Below are 803 nucleotides of genomic sequence, written 5' to 3'. Positions count from 1 at the left end.
GCGCCTGCCGCGCCGGCTGTTGCTGTGGCGGTTGATCCTGCCGGCGGCGCTGCCGGCTTTCCTCACCGGTGTGCGCCTGGCCCTGGCGCAGGGCTGGACCTCGCTGCTGGCCGTGGAGCTGCTGGCCTCCAGCGAAGGCATCGGCTACCTGATGGTGCAGGCGCGCCAGCTGTTCATGCTTGACATCGTGTTCGTCTGCATCCTGGTCATCGGCCTGGTGGGTGCGGCCATGGACCGTGGCATCCAGGCAGTTGACCGGAGGCTGGTGCACTGGCCGCAGCAGGCTGCAGGCGAGTTCCGCAGGAGCACAGCGGGGCAGGGCTGGGAGCGCCTGCAACCCTGGCTGCTGCCGCTGGTCCTGCTGGCGATCTGGCAGGCGGCGAGCGCGCTGGAGTGGGTCGATCCGGCGATTCTCGCCAGTCCCGCGTCGGTTGCCGTCGCGCTATGGGACGGCCTGCTGGACAACAGCCTGATCGTCGCGCTGTTCGCCAGCCTGCAACGCACGCTCGCCGGCCTGCTGCTGGGCGGCTCGCTGGGCTTCCTGCTCGGGCTCGGCCTGGGCTTGTGGCGGCCGGCGGAAAGGTTGTTTGGCCCATCCTTCGCGGCACTGCGGCAGGTGGCGATCTTCGCCTGGGTGCCGCTGCTCACCGCCTGGTTCGGCCTTGGCGAGCTGGCAAAAGTGGTGTTCGTCGGCCTGGCCGCCTTCTTCCCTCTGCTGCTGGCAACGCAGCGCGGCATCGCCAGCCTGCCGCCGCAACTCACCGAGGCGGCCATCGCGCTGCGCCTCTCGCCGGGGCAACGGC

The 803-nt window shown here is 70.6% G+C and carries 1 protein-coding gene; it reads left to right on the top strand.

Annotated features, from left to right (window positions below):
• Nucleotides 1-803, top strand: an 803-nt coding sequence (locus tag ACCC94_RS29885) for an ABC transporter permease (protein WP_413353196.1), incomplete at both ends; no start/stop codon positions are given.

Source organism: Pseudomonas sp. Pseusp97 (genome assembly GCF_047304025.1).
In the GTDB taxonomy this organism is placed as follows: Bacteria; Pseudomonadota; Gammaproteobacteria; order Pseudomonadales; family Pseudomonadaceae; genus Pseudomonas.
Note: the sequence above shows the minus strand (reverse complement) of the source record. Positions and strands in the feature narration are given on the sequence as shown.